This is a genomic window from Acinetobacter sp. YH12027, from assembly GCF_013420085.1.
Classification (GTDB): Bacteria; Pseudomonadota; Gammaproteobacteria; order Pseudomonadales; family Moraxellaceae; genus Acinetobacter; species Acinetobacter amyesii.
Genome location: NZ_VOYW01000013.1, coordinates 1 through 21,344, shown reverse-complemented (window position 1 = coordinate 21,344; position 21,344 = coordinate 1). Strand labels below are relative to the sequence as shown.

Sequence of the window (21,344 nt, the reverse complement as noted above, 5' to 3'; positions counted from 1 at the left end):
TTCTATAGATAACGATTATTCGAAATTGAAGCTGACGTCAGAAGCCGTGTTTGGAGACGGATGCTGGAAAATACGCTCGTTCTGATGGTCAAAGTAAACTTTCCAGCTGTTTTTGATATTTTTGCACTGGAATAAGCCGTAGTATTTTTGCAGATTCGGTGTAGACAGCACCTCAGAGCCTTTATAAGGAATCAGCGGTGATGGATGGCTTTTAATTTGTACAAATTCACCGCCGTCACGCGCACAATAGGTGTTTGCGCGTTCCCACATAATGGTGCCAGCACCGTAAGATACGTTATTCATGGTGATGGTGCGCGGATTTTTATACTTGGCTTGGAAAAATTCCTGCACCGTCGGATACTGTTCAAAATCCTTATCTGTCAGCTGCCCCAAGGTATTCCATTTATCAATAGCTTTTGACAGCCATCCTTTTTTTGCTTCTTCTGCAGATGCGTAAGTACTGGCAATAATGCATGCTGCAGCTAAAAAGGTTTTAGTTTTCATTATATAACTCCAATTCAGGTGCAGAGCATGCTAAAGGCCATGCAGCGGCGATGCAACTTTGCGGGCGCTAATATGTATAATCAAATGTTAGAAAATGTTTAATTTTTAATAAAAATTTATAATATTTTGTTTTATTAATCTGCATTGAAAAATCAGCGCTTTAAGGCAAACATAAAAAAAGCCCTCAATTGAGGGCTTTATTTAGATATTAATTAATGTAGGAACCACGTGTAATAGCCCCACAACATTAGTGGCCAAGCGAGGAAGGGGCTAAAAAGCCATTTCCAGAACCAATGGTGTGGTGTAAAACCCACACCATGCACAAAACCACCTGAAATACCTATCATGATGAACATCAGCGCTCGATGGCTATATCCACCATTGTCATCCAGCATGGCAGCAGGATGTACAAGTAACACGGCTGCCAAAGGAAAAGCTAACAGGCAGGAAATGACCATTGCAAATTTATTTGGCTTCTTTTCTACAAGTGATTTTTCTACAGCAGCATCAGTCATTTGTTATTCCTCATCTAGATCTTGATGATGTTCGATGTAAAGCGCACTAAGTACACCTGCAAAACATGCCATCAAGATACCGAGAATCCAAGCAAAATACCACATCGTCTTTTCTCCTTAGACACAGCCTTAGTATAGGCTGTGTGAATTCTCTTCAATATGTTTGTTAGTAACCACGCCCCACATTTTGTAGTAACACCAAGTTGTGTAGCACAGGATAAGTGGGACAAAAATACATGCTGCAACTGTCATCACAGTTAGGGTATTTTTACTTGATACCGCATCCCACATAGTCAAACTTACAGTTGGGTTGATGCTCGATGGCATAAGGAAAGGGAACAATGCAAAACCAGCAGTTAAGATTGCACCAATGACTGCCAAGCTTGAACCAAGGAAGCTGAAACCTGCTTTACCTTTACCTGCGGCAAGGATGATGATCAGCGCACCTAAAATAGCCATGATTGGCGCAATCATAGTAATTGGATAAGTACTGTAATTGTTCATCCAACCTGGGTTGGCATTGGTGATCACTTCTTTAGCTAATGGGTTTGCAACGCCATTAGTGTCAAACGGTTGAGCTAATGTGTAGCCTTGGATATTACCGAAGTATAACCATGCGCCTGCCAGTAAGAAGCAAACTAAGAATACGATACCCATAAGCTGAGTTGCTTTTGCAGAGCGTGCGCGTAGATCGCCGTCTGTACGAAGCATGAGCCATGCACCACCGTGAGCGCAAAGCATAGATAAACTCACGATACCGCAAACTAAAGCGAATGGGTTAAGCAGTGCAAAGAAGCTCCCTGTATAAGTCGAGCGAACAGTTTCGTCCATAGTGAATGGAACACCAAGGAACATATTACCAAACGCAACACCAAATACGAGGGCAGGAACGGCACCACCAATTGCTAAACCCCAATCCCAAGAATTACGCCACTTGGTATTTTCAAGTTTAGAACGGTAATCAAAACCGACTGGACGTAAGAAGAGGGCGAAGAGTACCAGTAACAGTGCCCAGTACATGCCTGAGAATGCAGTCGCATATACCATTGGCCATGCTGCAAACAGCGCACCACCGGCAGTAATAAACCAAACTTGGTTACCGTCCCAGTGTGGGGCAATCGTATTGATTGCCGCACGACGTTCTTCGTCTTTTTTACCTACGAATGGCATGATCGCCATTGAGCCCATATCGAAGCCATCGGTGAGAGCGAAGCCGATCAGTAGGACACCGACTAATACCCACCAAATGATTTTGAGTAATTCATATTCGATCATGCTTGAGCCTCCTCATTTGCCTTTTTTGCAGCTTCAAGTTTCTCGAAGTGGTATTTACCAGTATGTAGAGAACTTGGGCCAAGGCGTGAGAATTTAATCATTAAGTACATTTCAATGATCAGCAGTACAGTGTAGAACGCTGCCAATGCAAGGATAGAACCCCATACATCACCTGTACTTAAGCTAGAAGCTGAAAGATGTGTAGGTAGAACTTCACCGATAGTCCAAGGTTGACGACCAACTTCGGCAACATACCAACCTGTTTGTGCTGCAATCCAAGGTAATGGCAGGGCAAATAAAGCAAACTTTAATAACCAAGGTTTGTTTTCTGCATTACGTTTACCGACAGCAAAGGTAGCAAGTACGAACAGAAGGAGCATTAAGAAACCAGAAGCAACCATTGCACGGAATGCCCAGAACAAGCTTGGAACATGTGGAATAGTGTCTTTTGCAGCAGCTTTGATTTGATCATCAGAAGCATCGACCACTTTGTCTGTGTATTTTTTCAGAAGCAGACCATAACCCAAGTCTTTTTGAGACTCAGCAAATGCTGCTTTAAGTTCAGGAGACGTATCGCCTGCACGAAGTTGTTCTAACTGTGAGTAAGCCACCATACCGTTACGAATACGCGCTTCGTGTTGTACGATCAGGTCTTTAATACCTATCACTTCTTTGTCAGTTGAACGTGTTGCAATAATCCCCATGACATAAGGAATTTTGATCGCGTAGTCAGTAGACATGGTTTCTTTATTTGGAATACCAAACAAAGTAAATGGCGCTGGAGCTGGGTGAGTGTCCCATTCAGCTTCAATCGCAGCTAGTTTAGTTTTTTGTACGTCACCAATTTCATAACCAGATTCATCACCCAGTAAGATCACCGAAAGTGTAGACGCTAAACCAAAGATAGCAGCGATGGCGAATGAGCGACGCGCAAATGGCAAGTCACGCTTTTTCAATAAGTAGTAACTTGAAATTGCCAGTACGAAAATAGCACCAGTCACATAACCTGCAGATACGGTATGCACGAATTTAACCTGAGCCACGGGGTTGAAAATCAGCGCACCGAAGTCCACCATTTCCATACGCATGGTTTCATAGTTAAAAGCAGAACCAACAGGGTTTTGCATCCAACCATTGGCCACTAAAATCCATAGTGCAGACATGTTCGAGCCTAGAGCAACTAACCAAGTGACAGCCAAATGCTGAACTTTGGATAGGCGATCCCAGCCGAAGAAGAATAAACCAATAAATGTTGATTCAAGGAAGAATGCCATCAGACCTTCAATGGCTAATGGTGCACCGAAAATATCACCGACATAGTGTGAGTAATACGCCCAGTTAGTACCGAACTGAAACTCCATGGTCAAACCAGTAGTAACACCTAAAGCGAAGTTAATACCGAAGAGTTTTCCCCAGAATTTAGTCATGTCTTTATAAATTTCTTTGCCAGAAATCACATAGGTGGTTTCCATGATGGCAAGAATAAAAGCCAGACCTAAAGTCAGTGGAACAAAAATAAAGTGATACATCGCGGTCATTGCAAATTGGAACCGCGAAAGATCGACCACGCTTTCAGAAATCATCAACGTGTCTCCTTGATTTGGGAAGGACTGCCAGCAATATGCTCGGCAACTTGATTGTCAAAGTTTTTAGGGATAGTAGGGGCGTCGAACCAGATGTTCTTAATGATCATTAAAATAATCACTTTAATTATTAGTATTGCGGTTATTTCTCTGACCACACGACGATTTAAATCTTTGAATTTTAAGCTCATGGAGATAAGCCTATTCTTTAAACTTGTACTATATTATTAACAAATATATACAAAAAGCAAATAGGTTGAACAGTTAAAATAAAAATATATTATTAAGTAATTTAAATACAAATACTTATGGTGTTTAATAGTTAAAAAATAAACTATTTTTTTATTTTAAATACCTGACTAAAACACTTGTGTTTAAATATTGTAAATCCGACTAAAACGGTTATATTTATATTTTAAATTCTGACTAATTTACTATATTTACTATATTTACTAAAAGTTACATTGTGAATAATGAGAATCTTTACTAATTAAATATAAGTAGGTTAAGTCTTGAAGTGCGACACCACCTCGCTATTAAATAACCCGAATCATGAATAAGCCCAGATATATCATGATAAATTGAGGCTTGTTTTGATGTGGGCCGCATTCTTCAGTGTATAAACTTCTGTCTGCGGACATATCGCAGCAATTGCCTCAGCAAGCTTTTACGTCCATCAATGCAGGCGATCAGAATGTCTGTCACTATTCTGCAAATCTGTGAATACGCTGAACATTCATTAGCACCTTCACTTTTTGAAAGGTAAAGACCTAGCCGTTCTTTATGGTCCTCGGCATGTAATCCTAGAATGGTAAAACGGCTTTGTTGACAGAAATACCTTCATTCTTGATCTTTTTTGTTAAAAACACGACATTTTAATTGGTGAATAATACTTGTAATGAATGGTATTGAGCCACACAAATGGATATACGGCAATATCGAGAAGACGCCGTTACCAAGCATGTAATTCAGGGATTAACTTGTCTGTAATATTGGTAATGCCACCCTTGGAAAGAACCAGTGCATACATATCGGTAATTTGTTTCTGAATATTGCGGTAGCCCGTACGGAGTGCATATAGCGAAATGACTTTGTTGTCGATCTATTTATGGAGTTAGGTTTGATTTTTCTTGACGAGTTGAGGCTCAAAATCGTCAGCACGATCCCGAGGTATTTCCAGTTCAAATGAACCGTAAGATGATTTTACAGTCTTACGAGAATAGCTATTCCTACAATTGGCTAGTGGGGGCTTCTAAATTCAATTTCAGCATTTAAAGCTGCTTCTGTCAGTTGTTTGAGGGGTGGGGTTAAGATACCGTTTTCACCAGTGAGGAGGGCTTGACTGTAATTGTTTTTAAAAACAGCTTTGAAATCAAAGTTGCTTGCCATGATGTGTCATTTCTTGTTTGATTCAGTTTATTGAAATGACACAGATTTTTGAATACTATTGAAAAAGCAGGTATTTATAACGTATATAAGTCCTACTTTTGCTAATCAAAGCGCGATATTGTATACTTGTGCCTAACTCAAAGTGGGTAATGTTCCTGCTTATCTTTTTTTATTTAGCTGATTGTGATTTATCTGTATTCAAGCTTCTGACTTGATTCATATCTTTGTAACTACAGAATTATTATTCCAAACCCGATTGATTAATCTCTTTGTTCTGTCACAAAAAGCTCACATGTTGAGTAAATCTTTTGAATATTTTAAATACTTGGCAAACTGCCAAAGCCGTAAATGGCGACGAAATTAATGTAAAACTGGTGCCTTTGAAACGTCAACAAAATACCAATGCTGGTTTAATTTGGGTTGATGTTGGGCAAATGGTTGAATTAGAAACAGGCGAGACATTTAACCTGAATCTAGATGGCAAAAGCTTCTATACTGGCCCAAACCAGCTATATCGCTTAGCCTAAAAGCAAAAAACAGCAGATGATCTGCTGTTTTTTTTTTGCTTAATTTAAAGTCTACGTTTGCATGGTCTGGATGCGTATATTAATCAAATATGATGGTAAGTTTTTCTAAAGGCTAACGATTAGAAAGCTATGGACTAGTAAGACCAAATTTTTAATTTTAAATCACTCACAGATGGGTTTTCACCAATCTCTAATATTTGAGCTTGTTCTGTACGCCAGTCCCCTAAAACGATACGAGGTTTGCCATGCACATCGTGTATTTGGGGGCGGTGGGTATGTCCATGAATCAGTAGATCGGCATGCTCTAAAGCTTTTTCTACAGCTTCGGCATTTACATCCATGATTTCATAAGATTTAACTTGCTTGGTTTCTGTACTTTTTTTGCGGAAGCCATTGGCGATTTTTTGTCGAATGCTAAGCGGTAAGCTCTTTAAGAAACCTAAAAGCAAAGGATTACGAATCACTTTACGAAACTTTTGGTAAGACACATCATCGGTGCAAAGTAAATCGCCATGTTCGAGGCGAATTTTATAGTTGCTAATGTGGAGATAATCAACGTCTTGTAATAATTGACCGTGAAATTTATCTAAAAACTTTTGACCCAATGCAAAGTCACGATTACCTACTTGGAAATAAATTTGATTTCCCAAAGCAGTAAAATCTTTAAGCGCTGCAATGATTTCGTCTAACCATGGGGCAGTAAAGTCATCACCAATCCAAGCATTAAACCAATCACCTAAAATATACAGCTGGGTATTTTGAGTTTTGTATTGTTCTAACAAAGCTAAAAACCCCCGAACGAGTCGAGGGTGTTCAGGTGACAAATGTAAATCAGCGATAAACAGATAGGTCACGAATCTTTTCCTTATTCTAAAAATCCCTCCCAGCCTCCCTTTGGAAAAGGGAGGAGTTCCGACATTTATTTCATATTGAAACTCCCTCCTTTATTAAAGGGACTTGCGCAGCAATGCTACTCAGGGAGAATTTAAAAATTATTCAGAAATGATTTTAGCTGATTCGATTACAACGTTCTCTAGAGGAACGTCTGCGTGGTAGCCACGGTTACCAGTACGAACGCTTTTGATTGCGTCAACAACGTCAAGACCTTCAACTACTTTACCAAATACTGCATAGCCCCAACCTTGCGCTGTTTTACCAGTGTGATTAAGGAAAGAGTTGTTTTTCACGTTAATGAAGAATTGAGCTGAAGCAGAGTGAGGTGCTTGAGTACGTGCCATAGCGATCGTACCAACATCATTGCTTAAACCGTTGTCAGCTTCGTTTTCAATAGAATCACGAGTTGTTTTTTCTTTGAAGTTTTCATCCATGCCGCCGCCTTGGATCATGAAACCATCAATAACACGGTGGAAAATCACGCCGTCATAGAAACCATCGCGAACATACTGTAAGAAGTTTTCAGCAGTTTTAGGTGCTTTTTCAGTGTTAAGCTCAAGAACAATACGACCTTTATTGGTGTTTAATTCGACTTGAGGAAAACTCATTGTGTAATCTCCTGTACATGGACATGAAAGCCATGGGTTTTTTGGTTGTGAGAAGCATAAGCAAACTGTAAACTACAAGGCAAGTAAAAACGTTACTTTCTTTGTTAAAAATAAAGAAAAGCGTTTTAATTATCCTAATTTTATCTTTATAGAAGTGATTTTATTACCATGAAGCCAAACGATGTTGTTTCATCCCTGCCTAACAATCCGACAACCAAGAACAATGCCCCTGTCGAAGCTGCGCAGCAGGAACAACAGCCAGGCTTAGATTTTGTACGTCAAGTCATTACCGATGATTTATCTGCAGGTCGTACAGAACAAGTTGTAACACGTTTCCCACCAGAGCCAAACGGCTACCTACATATTGGTCATGTAAAAGCCATTTGTCTGAACTTTGGTATTGCTCAAGAATTCGCGGGTCTATGTAACCTCCGTTTCGACGATACAAACCCAGATGCCGAAGAACAAGAGTATGTAGATGGTATTGCCAATGACGTGAAATGGCTAGGTTTTGAGTGGAACGGCGAGCCGCGTTATGCATCGAGCTATTTTGATCAGCTTTACGCTTGGGCAGTTCAATTGATTGAACAAGGTGATGCCTATGTGGATTTGCAAAGCTCTGAAGAAATCAAACTGAACCGCGGTAATTTTGTTGAGCCGGGTAAAAACTCGCCGCAACGTGATGCTAGCGTAGAAGAAAACTTAGCGCGTTTTGAACAAATGCGTAATGGTGAGTTGGGAGAAGGTCAGGCAGTACTACGTGCCAAAATTGACATGACTTCACCTAACATTCATATGCGTGATCCTATTTTGTATCGTATTTTGCATTCTGAACATCACCAAACTGGTGATAAATGGAAAATGTACCCAATGTACGATTATGCGCATCCATTATCAGATGCCATTGAAGGAGTTACGCATTCACTGTGTACACTAGAGTTTGTTGATCATCGTCCGTTCTATGACTGGGTTGTAGAGAAAGTTAAATCCCCATCTGTACCACGTCAGTACGAATCAAGCCGTCTAAATGTGGATTACACCATTACCTCTAAACGTAAATTACGTAAATTGGTTGAAGGTGGATTTGTGAATGGTTGGGATGACCCACGTATGCCGACCGTTGTGGGTATGCGCCGTCGTGGCTTTACTCCAGAAGGTCTACGTGACTTCTGCAAACGTGTAGGTGTAACGAAAGTTGATGGCAGTATCGTAGATGTTGCAATGCTTGAATACTGCATCCGTCAGTCTTTAGAAAATACTGCTTCGCGTGGCATGGCTGTGTTGAATCCACTCAAAGTGACTTTAACTAACTTGCCTGAAGCGATGGATTTGGTGCATGCACGTCATCCAAACGTAGACATGGGTGACCGTATCATTCCGTTAACTCAAGACATTTACATTGATCGTAAAGACTTTGAAGAAGTTGCGCCTAAAGGCTTTAAACGTCTGATTCCGGGCGGTGAAGTGCGTTTACGTCATGCGTATGTGATTAAGTGTGATGAAGTGATTAAAGACGAGAACGGTGAAGTGGTTGAATTGAAATGTTCAATTGACCCTGAAACTTTAGGTAAAAACCCTGAAGGCCGTAAAGTGAAAGGTGTTGTACATTGGGTTTCTGCAAGCAAGGGTATTGCAGCGGAAGTTCGTATCTACGACCGTTTATTCACTGAATCAGACCCTGAAGTGGGTGATGACTTCCTTGCAAACTTAAATCCAGAATCACTTAAAGTGGTTCAAGCGGTCATTGAGCCTGCATTGGCAGAAGCAAAACCTGAAGATCGTTTCCAATTTGAACGTGAAGGTTACTTTGTTGCAGATCAGTTTGATCATACAGCTGAAAAACCAGTGTTTAACCGCATCTTAGATTTGAAAGACAGTTTTAAACCGGGTAAATAAAATCTTAGTTTTTAAAGGGATTCATCTTTGAATCCCCAATAGGTTAAGATCAAGTAGGTTAAGATTAAGCTCAACTTCGGTTGGGCTTTTTTCATGCTTGAGATGGTTCATTAAGGCAGTACAGAGGGGAAATAAGTGATCATTCGAAATAAAAATAATAGCTTTAAACTTTTATTTGCATGGCATGGCACGATACTCCCAAAAGTCATGCCTGCGTTGGCTGTCGTCGTGAGTTTGTCGGCGATTTTGGTGTATCTAAGTGCTGCACATTACCTGAATACGCCCGAAGTTCCAGCCATCGGGTTTACTATCTTTGGGGTAATTCTGTCGATTTTTTTGAGCTTTCGAAATACTGCCTGTTATGACCGTTGGTGGGAAGGTCGCAAGCTTTGGGGCACATTGATTGCCAATACACGCCACATGATTCGGGATAGTCATGTACTTGAAGATGAGCAAAGAACCGTGTTGATGTACCGCATCATGCTGTTTTGCAATTTGTTACGTGATCGCTTACGCCATGAATCACAAGATATTGCACATTTTAAAGATGGTGCAGCTTTGACGGATCAGCAATGGCAGCAATGTCGAGATAATATCAATGCACCACAGTATTTACTTGAAATTATTCAAAAAGATTTAGTCAAAACTTATAAACAAGGTCAGATTACAGATATTATTTACAGCACGCTTACACGTCATACTGTAGCAATGGGTGATATCCATGCAGGCTGTGACCGTATTATGACCACGCCATTGCCATTTTCGTATTCGGTGCTTTTACATCGCGCGGTGTATTCATTTTGTCTGATTTTGCCGTTTAGCCTAGAGGCCAGTTTAGGGATATGGACACCTGTTATTGTGGCTTTGATTGCATATTTATTTTTAGGTTTGGATGCGTTAAGTGCAGAGCTAGAAGAGCCTTTTGGCTTGCAGGAAAATGATTTACCGCTGGATTCGATTGTACGGAATATTGAGCGTGAAATGTTTAGCAGCCTAGAAGTTGAACTTCCGCCGTTGATTAAGACTTTTAACAGTAATTTAAGATAAATTCTTGGCCTAATTTTCAGATAAATTCGGCGATACGTACCAAGCATATTGATGCTGAAAATAATCGTCCAAGTGTCGCATAAAAGCCTGTACTTTAGGCGGAACAAAATGTCGATGCGGAATTACCACATAGATTGCAGTACTTTGAACAGGGATTGCTGATAGAACTTGGACGAGTCTGCCAGATTGTAAATCTTCATCCACATGCCAGATGGAGTTGTTTGAGATGCCTAAACCTGCAAGTGCTGCTTGGCGTACGCCTTCACCTGAGTTGATATGAACTTGTCCTGAAACAGGTATATTTATGTTGTGTTGATCTTGGACGAATGTCCAAAGCTGCGAAACACCCTTAGGGTATTTCTGTAAAATGCATTGGTGTATAGAGAGCTCTTCTAGGGAGTGAGGTTCGCCATATTGTTCGATATAGCTAGGCGAGGCACACAAAATACGACGGTTTAAGCTGAGCGGTTTAGCAATCAGTGATGAGTCTTCTAACTGTCCAATACGTATCGCAACGTCGATACCTGCGGAGACCAAATCTAAATTTTGATCGGTCTGTTCAATATCCAAAGTCAATGTTGGATGCAACTTGGCAAAGGCTGCAAATACTGGCCCTAAGATACGATTTCCAAAAACTTCTGAACAGGTGATTTTTAATACCCCACTAAGTTGTTGTGGTTCAGGCTGAAATTGGCCTAGCAGAGAATTAAATTGTTCGAGTAAGGGAAAACCTTGCTGCAATAAAACAGCACCCTCCTGTGTTAAATGTAGTTGCCGTGTAGTGCGATGAAATAAGCGCAGCCCTAAACTTTGTTCAAGTCTGTGTAGACGGCTACTAGCGACAGAAACAGAGAGATTGGCTTCTTTGGCAGCTTGACTGATTGAACCCAGTGCCGCCATTCGTGTGAATAAGTCGAAATCTTCAGTTAGTATTATCAATATAATCAAGAAAGTCTTTCTCGATATTCAGGGTTTTTCTGATAAACATCTGTACTTATTCTGTGTATAAATTAAACACAGGAAATCACCATGAACTATCACAACCTAGGGCAATCTGGCTTACAAGTTTCAGAGTTCGGCTTTGGTGCAGGTACATTTGGCGGGCAAGGCCCTATTTTCTCTGCATGGGGGCAATCGAGTTTAAATGATGCCCAACGTATGATTGATCTGTGTATTGATCAAGGCGTGAATTATTTCGATACCGCAGATGCTTACTCAAATGGTGCCTCAGAGCAGATGCTCGGTGCATTACTTCAATCAAAACGCCAAGAGGTGATTATTTCCAGCAAAGTGGGTATCCGATTGAACGATGGAATCAATCAAGGTGGATATTCTAGAAGCTATATAATTCAAGCCGTGGAGGCGAGTTTAAAGCGTTTAGGCACAGATTATATTGATGTGCTGCAACTCTGCATCAGTTTGATAGCACGACGCCACTTGAGCAGCTGATGCGCAGTTTAGATGACTTGGTAGGTAGTGGAAAAGTTCGCTATATCGGTGCGTCGAATTTTTCAGGCTGGCAGCTCATGAAAGCACAGTCGATTGCTCAGCAGCATGGCTATGAAAAGCTAAGTGTGCATCAAGTCTATTATTCTTTGATTGGACGTGACTATGAATGGGAGTTGATGCCTGCACAGCATGATCAACAGATTGGTGCAGTGGTTTGGAGTCCGCTGGGCTGGGGGAGATTAACTGGAAAATTTGATCGTGAGCATGCGATTCCAAAGCAAAGTCGACTACATGAGACCGCTCAATTCGCACCGCCAGTTCAACACGAAAAGTTATTTGCAGTGTTAGATGTAATGCAAGAAATTGCCATGGAAACAGGGCACTCTATCCCACAGATTGCATTGAATTGGCTGAAAACCAGACCGACTGTGTCTAGTATTTTGATAGGCGCACGTAATGAACAGCAACTGTTGGATAACCTTGCGGCGAAAGATTGGTCGTTAAGCGTAGAGCAGTTAGCCCGATTAGACGCAGTCAGTGCAGTGTATCCACCTTATCCATACTATCCCTATTGGAATGGGCAATTTACAGAGAAGAATCCCACGCTAGTGACATCAGCATTTATTACAGAACATACAGCAGAATAGGGCAATAACAATTCAGTGGTAGGCAATGATCAGTTCTCTGTGCTATCACTGAATAAAATTATAATATGAAGGAATGCTGATGAGTGTCGTGATTGAAACCCAGATGTTAATTCGTAAGTCCATCAATATCGTATTTAATGCTTTTGTTGATCCTTTAATAACACAGCATTTTTGGTTTAGTGCATCGAGTGGATATCTAGAAGAAGGTAAAACGGTGCAATGGACTTGGCAAAAATATAATGCAGTCGCCGATGTAGACGTGCTGAATATTAAGGAAAACAAATTAATTCAAATACAGTGGGGAGAACCAAAAACTCAGGTCGATTTTATTTTTGAGCAAATTAGCCCGATGGAAACCTATGTCCGCATCAAAAATTCAAAGATTCCTCTGCAAGGTCAGGCATTGATTGATTTTATTATCGATAGTACAGGTGGTTTTACAACGGTTTTGGATGCAGCCAAAATTTATTTAGAACATGGCCTGCAAAGCAATTTGGTTGAAGACAAATTTCCACCTTTTAGCAATGCGAACTTTTAGCAATGTGAAGAGTGACCAAGATTAAGTATTACATCTGATACGCTAAAATAAAAAGCTTGTGTATTGGCACAAGATTTCTAAGCAATGTGCTGATGTACTGAAATTTGATAAAGCCACAGTTCAATGATGCTGTAGTGGATTAACGATTTTTATGTTCTTCACGCTTTAAATAGGTATAAACCGGCATCTGCATTTTGGCTTTTTCGCGCAGTTTCTTTTTGATATAGAACACCAGTGCAAAGCAAGTAGTGGTCACGGTCAGCATCATGCTACTCATAAAACTCATCAGAGAACTGACATACCCAATCGTGGTGAGTCGGTTCATCATACGAAACACCTGAGGACTACTTTCAACACCGGTAATGGCCCAAGTGCATAAGTGTTCACAGTTATTAATAATCAGATGATAGTTGTTTTCATGCATACGTGAGCGCATACGACGCACCACTTTACGCCCTTTAAACTTTGGATTGCTGTACGACTGAACGATGATTTTTTTGCCGTGGCTGAAATTTTCGATAGAGGTCATTTCAATCGGATGTTTTTTGAAAAGGTGTGCAAAACCTGAGTAGTGAATGACTCTACCGCGGCCGGCATATATGCCATGATGGCTATAACCGAAGTGTTTAACAATCAGATGTGTTCCAAGAGGAAAACCATCTTTCTGCACATGCATGTATTTACCAGTCCTACTTTAAATCCGAATTATTTTTAAAGATTAGTCTACTTTTAATCTGTGAATTAATCGACTATTTTAGCGATGATTTAGCTAAAATTTGTTCGATTTTTAACGTGCGCTATGGATAGGGTCATGCTTGGTCTTCAATTAACCTCAATGTTTAAAAAAATGCGCTTTATGATGCTGCTCGGTCTGATTTTCTCACCGAGTATTTCCTATGCCAATATTCAAGCGAAACGTGTCAGTCAGCCTATTGCCGTGGATGTGGTTGAAATTTCCGATCTGAGTCAACTGAAGCTCTATTTATATGATACACAGCAGCAGCCATATCAAGACCTACAGCGACTAAAGCAGGTATTAGCGCGTAAGTGTAATACGATGAACTTCGCAATGAATGCCGGGATGTATCATGCAGACTTAGCACCTGTTGGTCTATACGTTGAAAATGGAGTGCAGAAAAAAGCCTTGAATCGTGCAACACGAGGCTTTGGTAATTTTTTAATTCAGCCGAATGGTGTTCTAGCATGGAATGGCAAGCAAGCGGTGATATCAACCACACAAAAATATGCTTCCACAGATTTTAAGGCACGTTATGCAACGCAGTCAGGTCCAATGCTGGTGGTAGATGGAAAAATCAATCCAAACTTTATCCCACAGTCAGATTCATTGAAAATCCGCAATGGTGTGGGGATCAAAAACGGCAAGTTGTATTTTGTGATCAGTCGTGAAGGCGTGTCGTTTTATGCATTTGCACAATATTTTAAGCAGCAATTATCGATTAACAATGCCTTGTATTTAGATGGATCTGTGTCTAGTGCAGATATCCAAGCGTTGAATAGACATGATTCGAGTTTAAAACCTTTAGGGCCAATTGTAGCGTATACAACAGGATCTCAATGCAAACAATAAAAGCCCGAATAATCGGGCTTCATCTGTACAGTGTTTAGATTGATAGAAACAACTGTTTATTTGCCGACTAAACCTAAAAAGGTACTTTGGGTTTGGCACATTTGAATGGCTTGTTCTTTAGATTGTTTTTTAATACTTTCTTCAAACTGTTTTTTCTGTTCTTTGATTTGTTCTTCGTTTAAGCCCATTTGTTTCGACAAGGCTTCGAGTTTGTCCCAAGATTCTTCGCATTCTTTGGGGATTTGGCTACAAGCACTTAGACTAAGTATGCAGCAGGCAATAAGGCAACTTGTTAATTTATTCATGTTCATTCCTTTAATTTTTATATCAATGCTGTTTAGAGGTCATCTGCCTATTATTGATGTAATATTAGGTTTTATTGTCGTGTGTTTAAAAATTAGACATTGTTGATTTGCCTTGGAGCATAGCATAAAAGCTGTAAATAGCGATGTGGCCAATCCACAAAACCTGATCTGTAAATAAGCGGCATACTTTTGATTAGACTAAAAAATGAAAAAGGCACTCTGTAAAACAGAATGCCTTGTTTGAACATTGAATGTTCAGACTCTACTGTAGAGGTAGATGCTGGATTTCATTTAATTCCTTACGGCTATAACCGCGCGAAGCGAGTACTTTTTTAATACCGAGGATAACATCTTCATCCGTTGCCTTTGTAAGAGCAGCAATAAGCTGTTCATTGGTTTTACAAGAGCAATCATTTTCAACACAGGCAATTTGATTCTTATGCCCGTTTTGCTGTTCATTAGCGAACAACTTATGCCAAAAACTCATAGAGCCTTCATTTGCGACCTAACATAGGACGAAATATAACCAATTCAATAAATAAAGCAAGACTACTAAAGTGAAATTTTAGCCACTTGAATCATCATTTTTTCGATTGGACTTTTAGAATCTTTGCTTAATTGATATAGAAAGGTATCCATTACACCGCATGTGGCGAGAATATAAAGCTTTTTTAGTATATAAAAAAGGAGCTTTTAGAAAGCTCCTTTTATGACAACAACATGACTTGAAATAATTTGTTTAAATCTTCTCAAGAAACACGCCAGACTCTACATGGTGTGTATAAGGGAACTGATCAAACAAGGCAAATTTGCTGATTTTATGCGTTTGTGAAAGTAGTTTGAGATTGTCATGCAAAGTATCTGGGTTGCATGAAATATAGATAATGCGTTCAAAACGTTGCAACAGTTTTAGTGTTTCATCATCGATACCTGCACGCGGTGGATCGACAAATACCGTATCGAAGTTATAGCTTGAAATTTCAATCTCAGCTTCTTCAAGGCGGCGGAATGTACGTTCAGCATTGTAGGCTTGCGTGAACTCTTCAGCAGATAGACGAGCCACTTGGATATTATCAATGCCATTTTGCTCAATATTCCACTGTGCAGCATAGACTGAAGACTTGGCTAATTCTGTTGCCAAAACGCGATTAAAGCGTGTTGAAAGAGGCAGCGTGAAATTACCATTACCACAGTAAAGCTCAAGTAAGTCTTGGTCTGAGTGATCGGCAGCCTGACACGCCCATTCCAGCATTTTTTGACATACGCCGGCATTTGGCTGAGTGAAACTACTTTCGATTTGTTTGTACTGATATTTGCGGTCAAACACTTGGAGTTCTTCAACCACATAGTCATCAGTTAAAATCACGCGCTGACCACGACTACGACCATAAATCTTGATGTTGAGCTTTTCAGACAGCGCTTTGGCAGCTATCTCCCATTCAGCATTGAGCGGGCAGCGGTAAACCAATGAAACTAACATTTCACCTTTCAGCGTTGCTAAGAAATGAACCTCAAATAAACGGCTCGATAAGATCTCTTGTGCCTTGAGTTCATTTAATAATACGGGCATTAAATCATTAATGCTTTTATCTACAATCGGGAAATCTTTAATTTCTACAACTTGTTTTTCATTGTCTGAATTGCGTTCAAACATTGCATAGAACATATCATTTTCAGTATGCCAAATTCGGAATTCCGCTCGCATACGAAAGTTTTGTTCAGCAGAAGGAAAAACTTCTAAAGAGGGAGGGTTGTATTCTGAAAATTGAGCCGTAATGCGGGCAACTTTGGCATCAAGTTGTTGCTGATAAGTTGAAGTCATATGCAGTAAAAAATCGCAAACATATTAAAAAAAGTCATGTTAGCAAAATTCACCTTATAAGACTAAATTAATTCCACTTTTGGCTGTATTTATCTGTAGAGAAGATGAATCTGAATACGCTAAACAGAACTTTTATCGAGGGGAAGTTAAAAAAACGCTCAATCTTTATGGAACATTCATAAAGATTGAGCTAAGTGAGGAACTGATTAGTTGGAGTTCATTCCAACATTTAATTCATTGTCATTAAGCTAGCATTACCACCGGCTGCCGCTGTATTGACACTGATTGCCCGCTCAATCACGAAACGCTCTACAGGGATGTCATATTGGCCTGAAGCTAAATGTGTAATGCCAATAATTGCACCTTCACGAGACGCGATGACTTGTTGAATTTTTAATAACTCAGCTTTTTCACCATGATGTAAAACCGCATCAAAATTGCCATGATAAATATCCGTGATCACTTTAAATTGGTCTACGAGGATTTTTGGCATGCTATTTAAGTGTTTCAACACAAAAGTATTGTCTGCAAGTACAACAGGCTGACTACCTACAGATAAAATCGCAGCAATTTGATTCAGTTGATCTGCATCATTATTAGCCAATGAAAGCACACCTTTACGTGCCAAAATGGCATATTGGTTGTTTTCACCGGTTGGGCCTTGCAGTTCAAAACTTTGTCCTGCGGCTATGGCCTGCGGTGCTTGAATAGCAATGCCTGAAAAATGCTGCTTCGCCCAAGTGTTAAATGCGTCATATGCAGGGAAGTGTGCAGCTTGTGCTTCTGCCTGAGCTGCATAAGGTGTAGCCAGTTTTTTCTCAGAAACTTGATGCATTAAACGGTAAAGATATAAAGGACCGCCAGCTTTTGGACCTGTACCTGATAAGCCTTCGCCACCAAAAGGTTGTACACCGACCACAGCACCTACAATATTACGGTTAATGTACAAGTTGCCGACTTCTGCATGACCGATGACTTTTTGAATCGTGTCATCAATACGTGTATGCAAGCCCATGGTTAAACCATAACCTTTGGCATTAATTTGCGTTAATAGGTTTTCAATCTCACCATATTTGTAGGTGATTAAATGCAATACTGGCCCAAAAACTTCACGTTCTAAATCATTTAAATTTGGCAGTTCAATCAAAGTTGGTGCAACGAAAGTACCCGTACTTAAGGTATTGCTATCAGCATTAAACATGATTTGATGTACGGGATAGCCTTTGCTACGCATCTTCTCAATATGTTTTTCAATATTTTGCTGTGCTTCAAGGTCGATCACAGGGCCAATGTCAGTTGCTAAAAGTGCAGGATTTCCGACACGAAGTTGCTTCATCGCACCTTGTAACATGGTACGGACAACGTCCACATTATCTTCTTGCACACAGAGAATACGTAGGGCAGAACAGCGTTGACCTGCACTGTCATAGGCAGAGTTAACGACATCCAATACCACTTGTTCTGTCAATGCTGATGAGTCAACAATCATGGCATTTTGACCACCAGTTTCAGCAATCAAAACCACACTTTCGCCAAATTGGTTTAAGCGCTGTGCCACGGTTTTTTGCAAGATACGTGCGACTTCCGTTGAGCCTGTAAACATGATGCCTTGGATACGTGAGTCAGCACTGAGTTTGGCACCAATGGTTTCACCACGGCCAGGAAGGAGTTGCAATACATCGAAGGGAACACCAGCTTCCCATAAAATATGTACAGCTTGAGCAGCAATTAGCGGTGTTTGTTCAGCAGGCTTGGCAATCACGGTATTACCTGCAACCAAGGCTGCAGCAATTTGACCTGTGAAAATAGCAAGCGGGAAGTTCCACGGGCTAATGCACAGCACAGTGCCAAGAGGTTCAATTTGCGTATTTTCTGCTAGATCAATCATTTGAGCCGCATAATAACGTAGAAAATCTACAGCTTCTCGAACTTCAGCAATAGCATTGGCATAAGTTTTACCACTTTCACGTGACAACAACACCATGAGAGATTGCAATTGTGCTTCCATCAAATCCGCTGCACGGTTTAAGCATGCTGCACGCTGGTCTTTGGCTAAAGTTTTCCATGAAGCTTGGGCATTTACCGCATTATTGAGAGCGATTTCCGCTTGTTCTAAACTGGCTTCGCTGACACTGCCGACCACATCACTACGGTTTGCAGGGTTTGTAATGTTGATACTTGCAGTATTAATTTCTTCTAAATTAGCGCCCATTGCACTAGCATGCCACTGGGTATGTGCATGTTGTACGGCCGTGGTATTGAGCTGAGATAAGTCGCGATCATTGGCTAAATCGAGTCCTTTTGAGTTGCGACGTTCTGTGCCATACAAATCTTGCGGAAATGGGATAGAAGGATGCTTAGCTCCAGTAATACCTTCTTTTTCAGCCGTCGCTAATATCGTCTGTCTTGGATTTTCAATTAAATCTTCAATTTTTAAATTTTTATCTGCAATACGGTTGACGAAAGAGGTATTCGCACCATTTTCCAGTAAACGTCGTACCAAATAGGCCAATAAGGTTTCATGGTTACCCACTGGTGCATAAATACGACAAGGCACACCCAGTTTGTTATCAGACTTCGAACCCACCACTTGTTCATAGAGGGGTTCACCCATGCCGTGAAGGCACTGAAATTCATACTGGCCTGGATAGTAAAGCTCTGGCTGTGCTAATTGGTAGATCGTAGCAACGGTTTGCGCATTGTGTGTTGCAAACTGAGGATAAATTTGCTCAGGTGCAGCCAAGAGTTTTTTAGCACATGCAATATAAGATAGGTCGGTATGAACTTTGCGCGTAAATACAGGATAGTCACTCATACCTTCAATTTGCGCTTTCTTAATTTCGCTGTCCCAGTATGCACCTTTCACTAAGCGGATCATTAAACGTTTTTGGCTACGCTTAGCGAGGTCAATAATATGGTCGACCACATAGAAACAGCGCTTTTGGTAGGCTTGAATCACAAATCCAATACCTTTCCAGTCCGCTAATTTAGGCTCAAAACACAGGCGTTCAAGTAGTTCCAAAGAAATTTCTAAACGGTCAGTTTCTTCAGCATCAATGTTTAGACCAATATTGTAATGCTTGGCTAATACTGCAAGTTCAAGCACTTTTCCATAAAGCTCGTTATGTACACGATCGATCTGCGAGCGTTGGTAGCGTGGGTGTAGGGCAGATAATTTGATCGAAATGCCTGCTCCGTTATAAACATCCTTACCTTCAGAAGCTTGACCAATCGCGTGGATCGCATCGGTATAGTCTTGATAATAACGTTCTGCATCAGGTTCAGTTAATGCTGCTTCACCTAACATGTCATATGAATAGCGGAAGCCTTTGTCTTCTAAAACTTCTGCATGTTTAAGCGCTTCATTGATGGTTTCACCTGTAACAAACTGTTCACCCATCATACGCATAGCCACGTCTACAGCTTTACGGATAATGCCACGACCACTGCGTGCTAAAATACCCGTCAATAGACTAGAAAGACTTTTTTGTTGAGGGGTTTCCATTAATTTACCCGTCAGCATTAAGCCCCAAGCAGCAGCATTTACGAACATGAGGCTACTTTGGCCAACATGATCTTTCCAGTTACCTTGGTTGATTTTATCTTTGATTAGTAAATCACGTGTTGCTTTGTCTGGAATACGGAGTAGCGCTTCAGCTAAACACATGAGCGCGATGCCTTCCTGTGAAGACAATGAAAACTCTTGTAGCAAGCCTTGTACAATGCCTGCTTTACCTGTACCGCTTTTACGTTCACGTAATGAATGGGCTAAGTCAAAAGCCAATTGTTGAATTTGATCGCTGATCGGGGAAGGGATTTCACTGTGTGCTAATAAGTTTTCAATGCACTCAGTTTCAGCACGACGCCATGCTGTATTAATCGATTGTTCAAAGCTATTCTTGTCTTTAAATTCAGTGATGTAGTCATCGCTTCCCGTGACTTCAAATACTTTTCCATTCATGTTTCAATTTTCCGTGTCAAAGTTCTATGACGAGCAAATAAATCTTGAGCTTGATCCTTTATTTAATTTATCATCACAGAATATTTAGCGAATAACTCACTATAGTTTTAATAATATTTAGAGAAAAATTCAGATGACTAGCCCATATTTGAGCTTAGACCGTATAGATATTCAAATTTTAGAGCTGCTGCAAGACGACGGAAAATTGTCCAATATTAAGCTTGCAGAAATGGTAAATTTATCACCCACTGCGGCGTTGGCACGTGTGCAAAAATTATCGAAAGAAGGCTTTATTTTAGGCTATGAAGCACGTTTAAATCCGGTCTTACTCAACAATGGATTTGTGGTTTTTGTAGAGATTTTACTAGATAAAACCACGCCCAATGTATTGGAAGATTTTTCGGATGCAGTGCGTCAAATTCCAGAAATCGTAGAATGTCATATGATCAGCGGTGGTTTTGATTTTGTAGTGAAAATACGCTGTGCAAATATGGAAGAATTTAGAAAAATTTCAGGGCAGGTGCTTTGGCAGCTACCTGGTATCAAGGAAACGCGTAGTTATCCTGTGATGGAAGTGATCAAAGAAAGTATGCAAATTAAGCTGAAACCTGCGGCTCGGTCGAAGTAGCTAATCATCAATAATCGAGTATAAAAAAGGGGCATTTAGCCCACTGCTGTCCCATAGTTTGCTTTAAATAAAAAAACCTGAGTCCTAACAGTTAAAATATGAGTGCAAACAAACACTTTAACGACCAGGATTCAGGTTTTGTCACATCAGAATACCGTATTTCATGAG

General features: G+C 40.4%; 21 protein-coding genes and 2 pseudogenes. 7 read left to right on the top strand and 16 right to left on the bottom strand.

Annotation, left to right across the window (positions count from 1 at the left end):
* Positions 1-15: 15 nt before the first annotated feature.
* From FTT94_RS06085 to FTT94_RS06050, 8 genes and pseudogenes are all read right to left on the bottom strand, one after another.
* A complete protein-coding gene (locus tag FTT94_RS06085; protein ID WP_180022130.1) occupies positions 16-504 on the bottom strand; it encodes a hypothetical protein in 489 nt (162 codons plus the stop codon).
* A 212-nt stretch (positions 505-716) separates the two neighbouring features.
* Complete coding sequence (locus tag FTT94_RS06080) at positions 717-1,019, bottom strand: cyd operon YbgE family protein (protein WP_078188516.1); 303 nt, start codon at positions 1,017-1,019, stop codon at positions 717-719.
* Between the two features lie 3 nt (positions 1,020-1,022).
* Positions 1,023-1,124, bottom strand: coding sequence for a cytochrome bd-I oxidase subunit CydX (gene cydX / locus FTT94_RS06075; protein WP_002120988.1), 102 nt, complete (start codon positions 1,122-1,124; stop codon positions 1,023-1,025).
* 24 nt (positions 1,125-1,148) lie between these two features.
* Positions 1,149-2,294, bottom strand: a complete 1,146-nt coding sequence (gene cydB, locus FTT94_RS06070; RefSeq protein WP_168378622.1) for a cytochrome d ubiquinol oxidase subunit II — start codon at positions 2,292-2,294, stop codon at positions 1,149-1,151.
* A complete protein-coding gene (locus FTT94_RS06065) occupies positions 2,291-3,877 on the bottom strand; it encodes a cytochrome ubiquinol oxidase subunit I (RefSeq protein ID WP_180022131.1) in 1,587 nt (528 codons plus the stop codon). The genes cydB and FTT94_RS06065 overlap by 4 nt, the downstream gene beginning before the upstream one ends.
* Positions 3,877-4,068 (bottom strand): cytochrome oxidase putative small subunit CydP, encoded by a 192-nt coding sequence (cydP, locus tag FTT94_RS06060; RefSeq protein ID WP_078188513.1) that lies wholly within the window; start codon positions 4,066-4,068, stop codon positions 3,877-3,879. Before cydP ends, FTT94_RS06065 begins: the two co-directional genes overlap by 1 nt.
* Before the next feature lie 761 nt (positions 4,069-4,829).
* Positions 4,830-5,057, bottom strand: a pseudogene (locus FTT94_RS16910) (transposase).
* 59 nt (positions 5,058-5,116) lie between these two features.
* Entirely contained in the window at positions 5,117-5,266 is a 150-nt protein-coding gene (locus FTT94_RS06050; protein WP_168378620.1) for a hypothetical protein, read from the bottom strand.
* A 308-nt stretch (positions 5,267-5,574) separates the two neighbouring features.
* Between FTT94_RS06050 and FTT94_RS06045 the strand changes: the two genes are divergently transcribed.
* Positions 5,575-5,793, top strand: a complete 219-nt coding sequence (locus FTT94_RS06045; protein WP_180160231.1) for a transposase — start codon at positions 5,575-5,577, stop codon at positions 5,791-5,793.
* A 134-nt stretch (positions 5,794-5,927) separates the two neighbouring features.
* Here the strand turns inward: FTT94_RS06045 and FTT94_RS06040 are convergent, their stop codons facing one another.
* Positions 5,928-6,647 (bottom strand): UDP-2,3-diacylglucosamine diphosphatase, encoded by a 720-nt coding sequence (locus FTT94_RS06040; RefSeq protein WP_168378618.1) that lies wholly within the window; start codon positions 6,645-6,647, stop codon positions 5,928-5,930.
* 138 nt (positions 6,648-6,785) lie between these two features.
* Positions 6,786-7,295, bottom strand: coding sequence for a peptidylprolyl isomerase (locus FTT94_RS06035; RefSeq protein WP_078193500.1), 510 nt, complete (start codon positions 7,293-7,295; stop codon positions 6,786-6,788).
* 168 nt (positions 7,296-7,463) lie between these two features.
* On the opposite strand from FTT94_RS06035, the gene FTT94_RS06030 reads away from it, so the two are divergent.
* Both FTT94_RS06030 and FTT94_RS06025 read left to right on the top strand, forming a co-directional pair.
* On the top strand, positions 7,464-9,191 hold the full coding sequence (locus FTT94_RS06030; protein WP_180170420.1) for a glutamine--tRNA ligase/YqeY domain fusion protein: 1,728 nt from the start codon (positions 7,464-7,466) through the stop codon (positions 9,189-9,191).
* A gap of 135 nt (positions 9,192-9,326) precedes the next feature.
* Complete coding sequence (locus FTT94_RS06025) at positions 9,327-10,238, top strand: bestrophin family protein (RefSeq protein ID WP_180170419.1); 912 nt, start codon at positions 9,327-9,329, stop codon at positions 10,236-10,238.
* 9 nt (positions 10,239-10,247) lie between these two features.
* Here the strand turns inward: FTT94_RS06025 and FTT94_RS06020 are convergent, their stop codons facing one another.
* Entirely contained in the window at positions 10,248-11,171 is a 924-nt protein-coding gene (locus tag FTT94_RS06020; RefSeq protein WP_180170444.1) for a LysR family transcriptional regulator, read from the bottom strand.
* 96 nt (positions 11,172-11,267) lie between these two features.
* Between FTT94_RS06020 and FTT94_RS06015 the strand changes: the two are divergent.
* Together FTT94_RS06015 and FTT94_RS06010 are read left to right on the top strand one after the other, a co-directional pair.
* Positions 11,268-12,334: pseudogene (locus FTT94_RS06015) on the top strand (aldo/keto reductase).
* Positions 12,335-12,413: 79 nt separating this feature from the next.
* Positions 12,414-12,872: an SRPBCC domain-containing protein gene (locus FTT94_RS06010; RefSeq protein WP_180026256.1), complete on the top strand. Its 459-nt coding sequence runs from the start codon at positions 12,414-12,416 to the stop codon at positions 12,870-12,872.
* Between the two features lie 139 nt (positions 12,873-13,011).
* Here FTT94_RS06010 and FTT94_RS06005 read toward each other — a convergent pair whose 3' ends face one another.
* Positions 13,012-13,548, bottom strand: a complete 537-nt coding sequence (locus tag FTT94_RS06005; protein WP_111883727.1) for a lecithin retinol acyltransferase family protein — start codon at positions 13,546-13,548, stop codon at positions 13,012-13,014.
* Between the two features lie 135 nt (positions 13,549-13,683).
* Here FTT94_RS06005 and FTT94_RS06000 point away from each other — a divergent pair, with 135 nt between their 5' ends.
* Positions 13,684-14,460 (top strand): phosphodiester glycosidase family protein, encoded by a 777-nt coding sequence (locus FTT94_RS06000; protein ID WP_257222540.1) that lies wholly within the window; start codon positions 13,684-13,686, stop codon positions 14,458-14,460.
* Positions 14,461-14,516: 56 nt separating this feature from the next.
* Here the strand turns inward: FTT94_RS06000 and FTT94_RS05995 are convergent, their stop codons facing one another.
* The 4 genes from FTT94_RS05995 to putA form a co-directional block, all read right to left on the bottom strand.
* Positions 14,517-14,765: a hypothetical protein gene (locus FTT94_RS05995; protein ID WP_078188680.1), complete on the bottom strand. Its 249-nt coding sequence runs from the start codon at positions 14,763-14,765 to the stop codon at positions 14,517-14,519.
* Between the two features lie 262 nt (positions 14,766-15,027).
* Positions 15,028-15,252, bottom strand: a complete 225-nt coding sequence (locus tag FTT94_RS05990) for a hypothetical protein (protein WP_168378613.1) — start codon at positions 15,250-15,252, stop codon at positions 15,028-15,030.
* A gap of 252 nt (positions 15,253-15,504) precedes the next feature.
* Positions 15,505-16,587, bottom strand: coding sequence for a tRNA (uridine(54)-C5)-methyltransferase TrmA (trmA, locus tag FTT94_RS05985; protein ID WP_180170418.1), 1,083 nt, complete (start codon positions 16,585-16,587; stop codon positions 15,505-15,507).
* A gap of 229 nt (positions 16,588-16,816) precedes the next feature.
* Positions 16,817-20,548 carry a trifunctional transcriptional regulator/proline dehydrogenase/L-glutamate gamma-semialdehyde dehydrogenase gene (gene putA / locus FTT94_RS05980; protein ID WP_180170417.1) on the bottom strand — a complete coding sequence of 1,244 codons (3,732 nt, stop codon included), beginning with the start codon at positions 20,546-20,548 and terminating at the stop codon, positions 16,817-16,819.
* 133 nt (positions 20,549-20,681) lie between these two features.
* On the opposite strand from putA, the gene FTT94_RS05975 reads away from it, so the two are divergent.
* Entirely contained in the window at positions 20,682-21,176 is a 495-nt protein-coding gene (locus FTT94_RS05975) for an Lrp/AsnC ligand binding domain-containing protein (RefSeq protein WP_180170416.1), read from the top strand.
* Positions 21,177-21,344 lie beyond the last annotated feature (168 nt).